This is a genomic window from Priestia sp. 40 (assembly GCF_049368575.1).
GTDB lineage: Bacteria > Bacillota > Bacilli > Bacillales > Bacillaceae_H > Priestia > Priestia zanthoxyli.
The window spans coordinates 632,032-644,885 of record NZ_JBMPZA010000005.1; the positions used below are offsets into that span (position 1 = coordinate 632,032).

Here is a 12,854-nt window from a genome sequence, read left to right on the forward strand (position 1 = left end):
ATCAGAGGAGGCGTTTTTTTATTTAAAATGTTAAGTACCAATAGCCAAGTGCAAAGCCGATATAGTTACCAATAATATAGCCAAGCGTTCCTACTACCAAGATAGGACCAACCAAACCTCCCCATCCTTTAGCAATCGCCATTGCACTTGCTGTCGTAGGTCCCCCTACCGTTGCATTGCTCGCCAGTAAAATATGCTCTAAATCAATTTTAAATACTTTTCCTAAAAGCAGTCCCACTATCAAATTACTCATCCCCACAATGAGCACAAATAGAATCAAAAGAGGTGCTTTTTCAACAATTAATGGAATGGACGCCGGCACTCCAATGACAACAAAGAAAATATAAATGAAGTATGTGCCGATTTCTTGGCTTCCGCTAATGTTTTTAAAATAAGAAGGAAACAGATAAATGACAAGAAACGTAAGTGTGGAAAGCAATAAGTATTTTTCGCTCAAAATAGTATGTAATAACGTTTGAACTACGGAAGCATTTGGACCGGCTGGAATGATTGTTCCAAACCATTCGGCTAATTTAAAAGATACAACCACTAGAAAAAATGATGTACCAATGGAAGCCGCCACGTCTTTTAACGAAATTTCTTTTTTTGCCCAATATTTTTCTGCAAGCGTATGACGATCATTTTCTCCATATTGCCCGGCCTCTACTTCTTGAATATGAGGCGTCTTAAAATGTTTCCTAAAAAACTTCATAGAAGGAACAAACATATACACGGCAAACAGTAAAGCCATGACCATATTATCAGCAACCACCGTCGCGGAAACCATTTGACTTGATGGTTCAAATTTGGCCGTAACGGTAGCAAAGTTAACCCCTCCACCTACATAAGAAGCGCCAATAGCAGCTGCAATTTTTGCTAGTTCAGGAATATAATCTTTTAACAACAAGAAGCCTGCTGTGCTCCCTATGACCGTTCCTACTGCACAGATTAAGAAAATAAAAAGCAGTTTCCGGCTTTCTTGAAATAATTCTTTCATATTGACTTGAAATAACAATAATGGAATGGCAAGCGGTACTAGATACGCCCAAACCGCATCATAGACCGGAGACTCTGTTGGAATAATTTTTAAATTTGATAGGATAAGCGCTCCTGCTAGCGCAATAATAGCTCCTGACAGAAAAGAAGCCCACTTATACTTTTGTTCGAGAAAAATACTAACAGAAGCCCAAATCGCTAGAATTCCCCATAGTGCCCACGTATCATCAGCTTGAATAATAGTAAAAATCACAAGCTACTCCTTTCTTTCTCTTTTTAAGAAATAGAATTTTCAGAAAATATACCTTTAAATTTTATCAATATATGCCAAATTCCGTCAATCCATAAAAAAAAGCTTTCCACTCTAAAAGTGAAAAGCTTTTTTTATTTGCGAATCAGAACCGGAATCTGCTGCTGAATCTGCTGCAAAGGAGCGCTTGTTTTTTCTGTTAACGAACGCAAAATACCGCCTTCTATCAGACAGTTGATTACAACTGCAAGCTCTCCTGCTTGCTTCTCTTGAAATCCGCTCTCTATCATTTTTTCTCTAAAAAGTTTTTCCCAATCTTGAAACGCTGCGTAGCAGACTTCGCGCAGCGGTTCATTAATAAGCGCCGTTTCTCCAGCCAGCAGTCCAACAGGCATACCAGCAATACTTTCTTCGTGTTCAAACTGCTTGGACAATTCTTCAATAAAATACTGAATAGCCTGCGCTGGGTCAGAAGATTTATTTAAACTTTCTCTAATTTGAACTTGGACGTATTTATTCGTATATTGAACAGCGTGAATCGCCAGTTCTTCTTTTCCTTTTGGAAAATAATAATAAAGAGACCCTTTTGGCGACCCACTCTCTTTAATAATTTGATTTAATCCTGTTGCATGATAGCCTTGCAGCTGAAAAAGCCGCGATGCTGTTTCTAAAATCTTATCGCGTGCATTTGCTTTCTTCACAAAACGATGCCTCCCCTATATAATAAGTGGTTTCTATAACACTACTTATCATATAGGGAAATGAAATTTTTGTCAAAATAAAGTGAATATTTTACCATTTATTTTTCTTTCTTTCATTTCTTATGACCTAATAATTATTTTTCTTACTTCTTCCGCTAACGGTTGAAGAGGCGTAATAATACGGTCGCTTACCTCCGCCGCTGCTTCTACCATCGAGAGCTGCGCCACTGAAACAACAGTGTTATGCTCTTTTATTAGCTCATGCAAGACATGTTTCACCTTCTGTTTATACTTCTCTAGGTTTCCAGTCATTACTAGTTCAAAAGCACCTTCTATCACAACAGGGCGAACCTTTATCTTTACATTTTGATAACATGCAAATTCGTCTAGGCGCTTCATTGTTCCCTCTACGGTCTCCGGATTTGTAAACACGATAAGCTGCGGTTCTTCTATTTCACATATTCGGCGAAAATAAGGCTCATCAATTTTCACAATTGGAATATCGCTTGTAACTGCTTCTGGTAAAAGAGCAATGTAGTTCGTACACGTGAGTAAAATGGCATCCGCTGAACATTCTTCCATCCACTTTAACTGCTTCTCTACTTTTACAGCTGCTGACTCCGCTGCCAACTTAGGGTCGGTTGTTACCCGATGTACAAGGCCGGGGTCTACGAAATGCATACAGTTCGCAAACGGCAGCGCTTTTTCTATATAAGAGATGTTCGAATGATGAGCGTGCAGGCAAGCAATTTTCTTCATCGTTTTCCTCCCGTATGATGGTCTTTAAAATACTGAATTAAAAATTCCTGGAACCTTTTCGCAACAGGAGTTAAATATTTATCCTTGTTCCACGCAATCCCAATTACCCTTGAAGCTGAGTCTTCTTTGAGCTTTATTTTTTTAATGCCTCGCAAGTCTACTCCCTTTATTTCAGGAAGCAAGGCAACCCCTAAATGAGCCGCTACAAAACCAATCACCGTTAAAAATTCTTCTCCTTCAAACGTAATATTTGGAATAATCTCGGCCTCTTCAAACAGCTGATCAAAAATTGTTCGGCTTCCATATCCTTTTTTTAACGCGATAAACGATTCATGAGCCAACTCTGAAATCGAAAGCACTTGCCTTGAGGCAAAAGAATGCGTATCAGGGACATACGCGTAAAGCTCGTCTTTCCATAAATATTCCCACTGAATTCCTGACCTAGATTCCGTTACAGAAGACATACAAAAATCAATTTCCCCCGTTTGAAGCTGATCGAGCATGATGTTCGTGGCGTTCTCAAAAATTTGAAATTGAACGTTCGGATACTCTTGTAAAAAAGCATGAACTAGTTTTGGGACGGACGAAGCGCCTAATGATTTTAAAAAAGCAAACGAAATACTGCCGCGGTGAGGATGAATCAAATCCGAAAGCTCACGTTTCGCTTCTTCCATTTCGTTTAATACTTTGGCCGTTCGTTCGTAAAAAAGCCGTCCGTATCGATTTAAAATAACTTGCCTTCCTTTTCGTTCAAATAGCGGCACGCCAAGCTCTGATTCTAATTTAGAAATTGAGCGGCTGAGCGTAGGCTGTGCGATTGATAATTTTTCTGCGGCCTTTGTGAAATGTTCCGTTTGAGCTACAACATTAAAATATTCGAGCTGCTGCCATTCCATTTTTTCACATCCTTTACTTATTACATAATACTATCAATTTCATATAAATTATACATTGGACGTCATAAAAAATTCATGTTTAAATGAAGAACGTAGCACTTGCTAAAAATGTTATGTGTCTGCATAGAATAAGTGTTGAAAGAAGGAATTAGTTTATGGATGTTTCAATTGTTTTAACAATGTTAGCCGTCGGACTGATCTTAGGATTTGTCGGAGCAGGCGGATCAGGTTTTATTATTTCAATTTTAACGCTGCTGTACGGCGTATCTGTACACGTTGCTCTTGCAACCGCTCTTACCGCAATGATTTTCTCTTCTTTATCTGGCGCAGTCAGTCATTACCGCGAAGGTAACGTATCTTTAAAATCCGGTATCTCTGTTGGTATCCTCGGTGCATTAGGCGCTTGGATTGGGTCTAATCTTTCATCCTTTATCCCAGAAGGCGAGCTAAAATGGCTAACAGCCGGCATGCTTTTACTATCTGGTGTTTTGCTTTGGCTACGAATGTTCTTATTTTCCCGTCAGCAAAAAGAACGTACTGTTCCAACAGGAGCTAAATTTGTCGTCTACTCTTTACTAATTGGCTTAATTACCGGCGCTCTGTCCGGAATGTTTGGAATTGGATCAACTCCATTTATCCAGCTTGGCCTTATGATGGTGTTAGGCTTGTCTATTCGCCAGTCGGCCGGAACGACAATGCTCGTTATTATTCCAATTGCCATCGGCGGAGGAATGGGCTATTATCAGCAGGGCTTTTTAGATATTCCACTGTTGATCCAAGTAGTAGTCGGCACAATGGTCGGTTCATATATTGGAGCAAAATTCACAAATCGCGTCCCTGCTCCCGTATTAAAAACGTCACTTGTAGCACTGCCTATTTGCTCTAGCTTCCTACTTGTTATATAAGAAAAAAGCTTGAACTCTTGTTCAAGCTTTTTTTATGTCCATCTGATAAACAAACTGCTTTCCTTGGCTTCCAAAAATATGCCGGTTTGTATAAACAAAGCCGCTTCGTTTATACAGATGCTGCCCCGCCGTGTTTTTATGGTTCACCCCTAGCACCACTTCATTTTTAGTCGGAAAGTGCTTTTTGATAAAAGAAGGAAGAAGCTTTAATGACTTTTTTCCAATCCCATTTCCTTGATAATCAGGATGAATGGAATACGACCGTATTAAAAGCGCGCCGGAGCTCTCGGTATATTCTTTAACGGCTTCCCCTGCGTCGAGCACGAAAAAGCCGGCTAGTTTGTTTTCTGCCACAATCAAAACGGGCGTTCTGTCTCTTTCCTGCTCACACCTAGCTAAGGCTTCAGCGGGAAGTGCTGTATAAATGAGCTGCTCTTCAGGCAGCGTATAGCTATGTATAGATGACTCGTAGGCTTCACTATAAAACGTTAGTGCTACGTTTTCTTTATTCTCCATTTTCTGCTGGACTCCTTTTCTTTTTCCATAGTATATCATGCACAAAAAAAGCCGCATAAAGCGGCTTTTCTTTTATCTAGCGTCGGATACAACGGTAAAGCGTTCGTTTACATGCTCTCCTCGCTCAATTTCATCAATGACTGCAATCGCGTAATCAGCATAGCTAACATGGCTGTTTCCTTCTGAGTTTAAAATAACATGATCTTTCCCTGTTTTATAAGCATCCGTTCGTTTTCCTGAAGGATTAAAAAATGCTGCTGGGCTAATAAACGTCCAATTAATATCGCTTGTACTTTCTAAGTCTTTTAAATTTTGAGCTTGGTTGTCAGCTGTCGCTTTATACTCTTTTGGAAAATCAGGCGTATCTGCTAGACGCGTCGTTTTCTCCTCATCAACAAACAAACTGCCTGCTCCTCCTACAACAAGAAGACGAACGTCCGGAGCTTGTTTAAATACATGAATTAACGACTGCCCCGCTTCTACATGCAGATGTTCTTTTCCTTCAGGAGCTCCAAACGCATTCACTACTGCATCCAAGCCTTCGATATCTTTTGCCGTGATATTGAAGATGTCTTTTTCCAGTGTTCGAACATCTCGTTCATCTACTTTGCTCGCATCACGTACAATTGCCGTTACATCATGCCCGCGGTTTAAAGCTTCTTTCACGATAAAACTTCCTGCTTTTCCTGTAGCACCTACAACTCCAATTTTCATTTTATAACCTCCAGTAAAATTCTCTATATTTAGGTAATAGCCTTTTTTTGCTATGATAAAACACAGCAAAACGGTTTAAGCAAGATAGAGAGAACAAATTGGATAAATGAGTTAGTATGGATTACTTTTAACACCGCGGTTGATTTCAGTGCAAGGCTTCGCTTTCCGCGGGCGGCTGCTGAGCCTCCTCGTCACTTACGCTCCTGTGGGGTCTCACCTGTTCCGCTTTTCCCGCAGGAGTCTTCGCCTTACCCTCCAATCAACCGCTAGAAGCACCTACATACACGAAATCTACCATTCTCTTTTGAAAAAATAAATGAGTGCTTATTCAATTTCAATAAATAACACGTGAGCCATAGAGTGAATCGATTTAATCAATTCTATTTTATTTCGTTTCTTTTTTGCCTTTCCTTTTATTTCAACGAAATAAAACAGTTCTCCTTGATGATGATCTTGGTGAATTTCATAGGATGAAATCATAATATTTTCTTTTTCAATCTTATCAAGCAGCTCATAAATATTCTCTTGATCCGCTGCACCAAACTTAATTAAAAGGGAATGAGTAGAAAGAGATGTAAACATGACGTTCAATATTTCTAAGCCAATCAGCACCAGTACAGTTGCACTAATGCCGACTGTATACATACCCGCCCCAATGGTTAAACCAATTCCCGAAGTGGCCCATACGCCTGCGGCTGTGGTGAGCCCTCTAATATGCTGCTTTTGAATAATAATCATACCTGCTCCTAAAAAACCAATACCACTTACTACTTGAGCTGCAATCCGGCTGGGATCAAGAGCCATATGATCTTGATGAAGCACGTCTGAAAAGCCGTATTTCGAAATTAACATAATCAGCGTGCTGCCGACAGCAACTAAAAAATGAGTGCGGAAACCCGCTTCTTTAGCTCTAAACTCTCTTTCTAAACCAACTAAAGCTCCTAAAAAACCTGATAGCGCGAGACGACTAATAAAAGCTGCGGTCACTTTTTTCCCTCCTTTCTCTTCACTTTTTCATAAATGCACCTATTAACTATTTCTATTTTTGTTATAATTTACTATAACTAATTTTTAAAGTGGAGGCTAATCAAAGTGGATAAAGTTATCGATTATTACAGCAGATTTGATGAGTGGGGGAGATTAGAACGCGAGCCTATTGAGTTTCAAGTAAACTGGCATTTTATCAAAAAGCGAAAAAATTAATAATCACCTCTATTTATCATAGAATAAATAGAGGTGATTATTAATGAACCGTGTATTCAAATGGAGTACAAGCATTTTGTTGTCTCTGATGTACTGCTTTTTGATTTTCCCTCCCTCTTATGCAAGCGGTGACTATTACTCCTCTTATGCAGAACTGCAGCAGCACGAAATTCTTCACCAAGACTACGACATTCGCTACGAGCAGCGCTTTAGCTACTTATCCATCATGGCCATTCACGGCGGCGGAATTGAACCAGGTACATCAGAAGTTGCCAAAGAACTCGCTGATCGCTTTTCCGCTTCTTATTATTTATTCGAAGGCATCAAATCAAGCAACAACGGGGTTCTGCACATAACCTCAGAAAACTTTGATGAACCGATTGCTAGAGGAATGGCTCAGCAAAGTATGTCCGTCATGACGATTCACGGCTATAGCGGGAGTCAGCCTATCGTATATGTAGGCGGAAAAAATCAGCTTTATAAAGAGCTGGTGAAGCAATCACTGCGCAAACACGGCTTTACCGTCCGTGACGCTCCTTCTAACATAGCGGGAACAAGCGAACAAAATATTGTGAACGATAACCTGTTAAAAGCCGGCGTGCAGCTTGAACTCACAGCCGAACTAAGAAAATCATTTTTCGCAAACCATGACTGGTCAAGAAACAATCGCATGAATGTAACACCTCTTTTTTATACATTCGTATCTTCCTTACAAGAAGCATCCTCTTCCTATCAAACTTTCCTTTACCTACAGATCCACTAATTTTCAAAAATTCTCGATTTCCAGACAAAAAAGCCAGCGCAGTCTGTATAATCAAACGCGCTGGTTTTTATCTATTTCTCTTGCTAAAATAGACCGCTTAAAGCCTTTTTGCTCAAAAAACTCTTTGATTTCACTTGGACTTTGATAAGAAAGTCTAATCACATAGTAGTTAATATATTCAATCCAAACAAACGCGTAAAGGCCTAGAAAAAAAGCAAGTCCCTTAACCCCTAACTGCACACAGTGGTAAATGAGTACACCTAAACCTAACGCAAGAAGAATTATATTCAGTTTTTTAAAAAGCAGAAACAATTGAATGTAGCTGGAGGGCAAATGAGAATCTTCTTTTCGGCTCACTCGCCTCCATTTCATAAACCAGTATAAGCTTCCTTGAAACAAGATAAACTCAAGTATGATAAAAGCATACACACTAGAAAATGTTGTTAAGTAAAAACCTAGATGAGGAAACTCATTTAAGTACCCTACCCACAGCGCAGCAAACACTAAAGCTGCCGTAAGCTCTCCTGTCCATAAGCCAAATAATTTCCGCTTTACTTTCATAGAAATCCCCCTAGCGTATCTCTCAATCCTGCTGTTCAAACCAAGCTTTAAACAGCAGGTTTACACCTGTTTTTATTTCTTCATTAGACAGTCCGGCAAATCCAAGCAATACATAGGGCGTGGTGTTGTCACCGGCACTATGATAATAAATAGATGTTGGATAAATCGTTACCCCTTGCTTGGCAGCTGCTTCTATTAGTTTCTGCTCACTCATTCCATTTTTTACCTCAAGAAGAATATGCAATCCAGAATGTTCTCCAATAACATCTACACGTTCCCCCATAGTAGCAGTCAAGCAATCTAGCAGCAGCGCTTGTTTTTTACGGTATGCTGTTCTCATTTTATTCAAGTGACGCTCCCAGTGCCCTTCTTTCATAAACAGAAAAAGCGTATGCTGATGAAGCCTTGAAACAGGCTGTTTAAAAAGTCCACAGTGCTTCACATAGCTTTTACGAAGCCGGTGTGGCAGCACGGCATAACTTATTCGAAGAGAAGGCATCAACGACTTTGAAAACGTACCCGTATAAATAACACGATCGTCTTGATCTAATCCTTGAAGGGCCGGAATCGGTTTTCCTTTATAGCGAAATTCTCCGTCATAGTCATCTTCTATGATATAGCCATTCGTTTCTACCGCCCACTCTAGTAGTTCAAGTCTTCTTGCTATGGGCATGACCATACCAATAGGAAATTGATGAGACGGCGTAATATACACCGCACCCGCTCCGCTTTCTTTCAGTTCCTTCACTTTTAAGCCAGAATTATCGAGAGAAATAGGGATAACTGACATGCCTTGTTCTTGAAAAACGTGCCTCGTCCGGTGAAAACCTGGATTTTCGAATCCAATTATTTTTTCTTTCCCCAAGATGACAGACAGCAGCCACATAAGATACTGCGTACCTGCACCTATCACAATTTGCTCCGCTGTGCAGCGCACTCCTCTTGAATGATAAAGATACGTTGCAATTTCTTGACGAAGCAGCAGTTCGCCCTGTGGATGTCCGCTATAAAAGAGCTGGCTTTCATCATGATAAATAGTTTGAACCGTTAGCTTTTTCCACGTGTTATACGGAAACTTTTCCATATCTACCTTTCCATGGCTAAAGTCAATGACAGTTGATTTCCGTTCTTCTTGCGGTAAAGAGACATAGACGGGAGGCTGTTCTTGAAGCACAACTTCATTTTTTATCTCTTTTACAAATGCTCCTTTCCTGGCTAGTATCTCGATATAGCCTTCAGTTTCTAACTGTACATAAGCCGCTTCAACCGTATTTTGGCTAATGCTTAAATGAAGAGCTAGCTTTCGTTTGGAAGGCAGTTTTTCATGAGGCTGAATGGTACCTTTTTGAATTTGTTTCTTTATGTAAGTATAAAGCTGCATGTACAAGGGATCTGCTTTTCTTTTATCAAGCAAAGGCATTAACTCTAACATAGTGGTCTTTCCTTTCTAACTGATACTATTAAATTTGCTGTTTCTGACACTTACTCTCAGTTCAGGTTATTCATATACTGGACTATATCTTATAAATCAAGGAGATGACGCAATGACTATCACGTATAAAACCAACGTTTCAATCCGTGCGGAACAAGCCGCTGAAGTGTTTGTACATTCAGGTATTAAACGTCCTGCACAAGATCTTGATCGGATTCAAAGAATGCTTGATCACGCTTCTCTTACTGTTACCGCTTGGAGCGACAGCGAACTCATTGGTATAGCCAGAGCGTTAACAGATTTTAGCTACTGCTGCTATTTATCGGATTTAGCTGTCGTAAAAGATTATCAAAATCAAGGAATCGGCACACAGCTCCTCAAACACGTTCAATCAGAAATCGGTGAAGAAACCGCGCTGATATTACTTTCCGCTCCTTCTGCTATGAACTACTATCCAAAAGTCGGTTTTCATCAAATTGATAATGGGTTTAAGATTGAAAGAATTCGGTAGACGCAAAGAAAGGAGCTTCTCCTTTCTTTTTATCCAAACGCCTGAGCTGCTATAGCAAAAAGATTGCCCTGTCTAGCAGATAGGGGATTGACGCCATACGCCATAACAGGAGGCTTATTTTGAAGCTGAAATCCGTGTTTTTCCACAAGTTTCTTTAACGTTTCCTCATGAGAAGACAGGTCAATTCTCAGCTTTTCTTTGTAATTCTTCGCTAGTTCATCAATGACTAGCATTGCTGCTTCAGCGTGTGGAGCAACTACGGGACCAATCACGATATTGCTCGGGGTACGAACCGCTAAACCATAACCCGTCATTTTATTTTGTTCGTTTTGTAAGACAACTGCTTTTTCAGCTTGCTGAATTCTACTTTTTAAAAATAGCTTTCTATTATCTCCAAATGCTGCTTCATCAAGCTTTACAACCTCTTTGAAGTCCCTTCTCGTTAAGGATCGTGTATAAAACCCTGAAGCTTTAAATGCTCTTGGTATGTATTCATTGCTTATATATTTACTTACATAGTCCACGGTTTTAAACCCTGCTTTTTTATATAAGTGCTCACCTTCTTTTGTTGCAATTAAGTAGGCATTCACCTCAGGGGAAAGAATTTGCAAACAGTGCTTCATGAGCTGCCCGGCTAACCCTTGTTTTCGGTAATCTTTTCTCACAATTACCATTCCTATAAAAGCTGACTGATTTTCATATAAAACTACTGCTACGCTTGATACAATGTCACCTTTCTCATTTCTATGCCCAAATACGTTTCCAGATGAAAAAATTGTATGTAAATCCGCTTCACTATAATCCCATTTTTCTAGCTGCGATAGCAGCAGCAAACCTTTTATATCTTTTTCACTAAATGTTTCAATCATTTCTCCATATTCTCTCCCGACTTTTCGACGTCCTATTTGGCTTTAAGAAGCGTAATACTAGCCGTTATTTTGGCTGTCATTCAATAACTCATGAGTTCTCTTTCATAGCTAAATAGTACAGAATAAATAGAATACTTTCTACATTTATATATCCATAACTCGAAACTAAGCATTCGCACATAAACTAATGAAAAGAGACCTCTTTCCAAGAAAGAGGTCTCTTCGTTTATTTCACTAGCTTTTGCTCAGTCCCAGCTGAACTCTGACTTCGTTTGTGGAATCCTTTTGCGTAGTACGCGATAATAAGACCGATAAACCATAATGGTCCGATGACAACTGCAATTCTTGTATCTGGATTGTACGCCATAAGAACAACAACCAGCGCTAAGAATGCAAGTGACACATAAGACGTTAACGGAAATAAAGGCATTTTATATTTCAGCTTTGCCTCTTCACCTGTTTTTAGCGTTTTGCGATACTTGATTTGAGAAAGTAAGATAATTCCCCATGTCCAAATCGCACCGAATGTTGCAATGCTTGTTACCCACGTAAATACTTTGGCAGGCACAATGTAGTTTAACGCTACTCCTACTAATAGCGCACCCGCTGATGCTAAAACTGCTTTTCCCGGTACGCCGCCTTTTGTAAGCTGGCTGTATCCTTTTGGCGCTTCTCCGTGCTCTGCTAAGTTAAACAGCATACGGCCTGTACTAAAAATACCGCTGTTACAAGAAGAAAGAGCTGCTGTTAACACGACAAAGTTAATAATGCCGGCCGCCGCTGGAATGCCGATTTTTTCAAACGTTAATACAAATGGACTTCCCTGCGAACCAATTTCTTGCCAAGGATAAATTGACATAATGACAAATAATGCACCGACGTAGAAAATAAGAATACGCCAAAAGACAGAATCGATCGCTCTTGCTAAAGATTTTTCCGGATTTTTCACTTCTCCTGCGGTAACGCCGATCATTTCAATTCCTAAATACGCAAACATAACCATTTGCAGCGACAGCAAAATACCTTTGAATCCGTTCGGGAACAGTCCGCCGTTGTCCCACAAGTTTTTGATACCAGTCGCAACGCCGCCGTTGCCGATTCCAAACACAATCATTAATAATCCAACGGCAATCATTAACACAATCGCTAAAATTTTAATAAGTGCAAACCAAAATTCCAGTTCACCATATGCCTTAACAGCTAAGAAGTTAACCGTTGTCATGATGACAAGCGCCGATAACGCCCAAATCCAGTTTGGTACATCCGGATACCAATACCCCATATAAATACCAACGGCTGTAATTTCAGCCATACATGTTACAACCCATAAAAACCAGTAGTTCCAACCTGTTAAATAACCAGCAAGCGGCCCTAAATAGTCGCGTGCGTACTTGCTGAATGAACCTGCAACAGGTTTTTGAATCGCCATTTCTCCAAGTGCTCTCATAATAAAAAACATAATCATTCCGCTAAATCCGTACGCCAATAATATTCCTGGTCCTGCTAATTTAATAGCAGATGCAGATCCAAGAAACAGCCCTACCCCTATGGCTGCTCCTAAGGACATCAGCGTCACATGTCTTTCTTCTAACCCGCGTTTCAATTCTTTCCCCTGAGTTTTCCCCTGCATAAACGTCTCCCCTTTTTCCAATCTGTCAAAACGAGATGAATACAGCCTTTTGTTAGCGCTTTCATATAAGTTTGTGCTAAAAGTCAGCTAGGCTATATATTTGTATTCTATCACCTTTCTCTCACTTTTCTTTTGTCGAAAAACGAAA

General features: G+C 39.9%; 14 protein-coding genes and 2 pseudogenes. 4 read left to right on the plus strand and 12 right to left on the minus strand.

Features of this window, described 5'->3' with window-relative positions:
- Positions 1-22 precede the first annotated feature (22 nt).
- The 4 genes from ACO1DI_RS04350 to ACO1DI_RS04365 all read right to left on the minus strand — a co-directional run bounded on the left by ACO1DI_RS04350 (position 23) and on the right by ACO1DI_RS04365 (position 3,602).
- Positions 23-1,249 (minus strand): DUF819 domain-containing protein, encoded by a 1,227-nt coding sequence (locus ACO1DI_RS04350; RefSeq protein WP_042991952.1) that lies wholly within the window; start codon positions 1,247-1,249, stop codon positions 23-25.
- 131 nt (positions 1,250-1,380) lie between these two features.
- Entirely contained in the window at positions 1,381-1,947 is a 567-nt protein-coding gene (locus ACO1DI_RS04355; RefSeq protein ID WP_014458623.1) for a TetR/AcrR family transcriptional regulator, read from the minus strand.
- A gap of 120 nt (positions 1,948-2,067) precedes the next feature.
- The gene (locus tag ACO1DI_RS04360; RefSeq protein WP_423145121.1) at positions 2,068-2,706 is read right to left on the minus strand and encodes a hypothetical protein; all 639 of its coding nucleotides are present in this window, start codon (positions 2,704-2,706) and stop codon (positions 2,068-2,070) included.
- Positions 2,703-3,602, minus strand: coding sequence for a LysR family transcriptional regulator (locus tag ACO1DI_RS04365; protein WP_014458621.1), 900 nt, complete (start codon positions 3,600-3,602; stop codon positions 2,703-2,705). Before ACO1DI_RS04365 ends, ACO1DI_RS04360 begins: the two co-directional genes overlap by 4 nt.
- 155 nt (positions 3,603-3,757) lie before the next feature.
- Here ACO1DI_RS04365 and ACO1DI_RS04370 point away from each other — a divergent pair, with 155 nt between their 5' ends.
- Positions 3,758-4,507, plus strand: coding sequence for a sulfite exporter TauE/SafE family protein (locus tag ACO1DI_RS04370; RefSeq protein WP_016765247.1), 750 nt, complete (start codon positions 3,758-3,760; stop codon positions 4,505-4,507).
- A gap of 21 nt (positions 4,508-4,528) precedes the next feature.
- Here ACO1DI_RS04370 and ACO1DI_RS04375 read toward each other — a convergent pair whose 3' ends face one another.
- The 4 genes and pseudogenes from ACO1DI_RS04375 to ACO1DI_RS04390 form a co-directional block, all read right to left on the minus strand.
- The gene (locus ACO1DI_RS04375) at positions 4,529-5,023 is read right to left on the minus strand and encodes a GNAT family N-acetyltransferase (RefSeq protein ID WP_371906177.1); all 495 of its coding nucleotides are present in this window, start codon (positions 5,021-5,023) and stop codon (positions 4,529-4,531) included.
- Between the two features lie 72 nt (positions 5,024-5,095).
- On the minus strand, positions 5,096-5,737 hold the full coding sequence (locus tag ACO1DI_RS04380) for an NAD(P)-dependent oxidoreductase (RefSeq protein ID WP_116739418.1): 642 nt from the start codon (positions 5,735-5,737) through the stop codon (positions 5,096-5,098).
- Between the two features lie 50 nt (positions 5,738-5,787).
- Positions 5,788-5,985: pseudogene (locus ACO1DI_RS04385) on the minus strand (hypothetical protein); the annotation flags it as partial.
- 76 nt (positions 5,986-6,061) lie between these two features.
- Entirely contained in the window at positions 6,062-6,724 is a 663-nt protein-coding gene (locus tag ACO1DI_RS04390; RefSeq protein ID WP_014458617.1) for an MgtC/SapB family protein, read from the minus strand.
- Between the two features lie 105 nt (positions 6,725-6,829).
- Between ACO1DI_RS04390 and ACO1DI_RS04395 the strand changes: the two are divergent.
- Positions 6,830-6,928: pseudogene (locus tag ACO1DI_RS04395) on the plus strand (class I SAM-dependent methyltransferase); the annotation flags it as partial.
- Positions 6,929-6,983: 55 nt separating this feature from the next.
- Positions 6,984-7,703, plus strand: coding sequence for a poly-gamma-glutamate hydrolase family protein (locus ACO1DI_RS04400; RefSeq protein ID WP_140451047.1), 720 nt, complete (start codon positions 6,984-6,986; stop codon positions 7,701-7,703).
- 51 nt (positions 7,704-7,754) lie between these two features.
- On the opposite strand, the gene ACO1DI_RS04405 is transcribed toward ACO1DI_RS04400, so the two are convergent.
- Both ACO1DI_RS04405 and ACO1DI_RS04410 read right to left on the minus strand, forming a co-directional pair.
- Positions 7,755-8,264: a hypothetical protein gene (locus ACO1DI_RS04405; RefSeq protein WP_014458614.1), complete on the minus strand. Its 510-nt coding sequence runs from the start codon at positions 8,262-8,264 to the stop codon at positions 7,755-7,757.
- A gap of 22 nt (positions 8,265-8,286) precedes the next feature.
- The gene (locus ACO1DI_RS04410) at positions 8,287-9,696 is read right to left on the minus strand and encodes a PLP-dependent aminotransferase family protein (RefSeq protein ID WP_423145122.1); all 1,410 of its coding nucleotides are present in this window, start codon (positions 9,694-9,696) and stop codon (positions 8,287-8,289) included.
- 112 nt (positions 9,697-9,808) lie between these two features.
- On the opposite strand from ACO1DI_RS04410, the gene ACO1DI_RS04415 reads away from it, so the two are divergent.
- Positions 9,809-10,207, plus strand: a complete 399-nt coding sequence (locus ACO1DI_RS04415) for a GNAT family N-acetyltransferase (RefSeq protein WP_208732946.1) — start codon at positions 9,809-9,811, stop codon at positions 10,205-10,207.
- 29 nt (positions 10,208-10,236) lie between these two features.
- Here ACO1DI_RS04415 and ACO1DI_RS04420 read toward each other — a convergent pair whose 3' ends face one another.
- A complete protein-coding gene (locus ACO1DI_RS04420; RefSeq protein WP_371906173.1) occupies positions 10,237-11,076 on the minus strand; it encodes a GNAT family N-acetyltransferase in 840 nt (279 codons plus the stop codon).
- A gap of 226 nt (positions 11,077-11,302) precedes the next feature.
- On the minus strand, positions 11,303-12,706 hold the full coding sequence (gene alaP, locus ACO1DI_RS04425; RefSeq protein WP_208732944.1) for an alanine permease AlaP: 1,404 nt from the start codon (positions 12,704-12,706) through the stop codon (positions 11,303-11,305).
- Between the last annotated feature and the right edge of the window lie 148 nt (positions 12,707-12,854).

What these genes read in the sequence shown, in the direction of transcription:
- ACO1DI_RS04360 (WP_423145121.1), bottom strand. Translation starts at nt 2,706, where the DNA reads ATGAAGAAAATTGCTTGCCTGCACGCTCATCATTCGAACATCTCTTAT.
- ACO1DI_RS04365 (WP_014458621.1), bottom strand. Translation starts at nt 3,602, where the DNA reads ATGGAATGGCAGCAGCTCGAATATTTTAATGTTGTAGCTCAAACGGAA.
- ACO1DI_RS04370 (WP_016765247.1), top strand. Translation starts at nt 3,758, where the DNA reads ATGGATGTTTCAATTGTTTTAACAATGTTAGCCGTCGGACTGATCTTA.
- ACO1DI_RS04375 (WP_371906177.1), bottom strand. Translation starts at nt 5,023, where the DNA reads ATGGAGAATAAAGAAAACGTAGCACTAACGTTTTATAGTGAAGCCTAC.
- ACO1DI_RS04380 (WP_116739418.1), bottom strand. Translation starts at nt 5,737, where the DNA reads ATGAAAATTGGAGTTGTAGGTGCTACAGGAAAAGCAGGAAGTTTTATC.
- ACO1DI_RS04400 (WP_140451047.1), top strand. Translation starts at nt 6,984, where the DNA reads ATGAACCGTGTATTCAAATGGAGTACAAGCATTTTGTTGTCTCTGATG.
- ACO1DI_RS04405 (WP_014458614.1), bottom strand. Translation starts at nt 8,264, where the DNA reads ATGAAAGTAAAGCGGAAATTATTTGGCTTATGGACAGGAGAGCTTACG.
- ACO1DI_RS04410 (WP_423145122.1), bottom strand. Translation starts at nt 9,696, where the DNA reads ATGTTAGAGTTAATGCCTTTGCTTGATAAAAGAAAAGCAGATCCCTTG.
- ACO1DI_RS04415 (WP_208732946.1), top strand. Translation starts at nt 9,809, where the DNA reads ATGACTATCACGTATAAAACCAACGTTTCAATCCGTGCGGAACAAGCC.
- ACO1DI_RS04420 (WP_371906173.1), bottom strand. Translation starts at nt 11,076, where the DNA reads ATGATTGAAACATTTAGTGAAAAAGATATAAAAGGTTTGCTGCTGCTA.
- alaP (WP_208732944.1), bottom strand. Translation starts at nt 12,706, where the DNA reads ATGCAGGGGAAAACTCAGGGGAAAGAATTGAAACGCGGGTTAGAAGAA.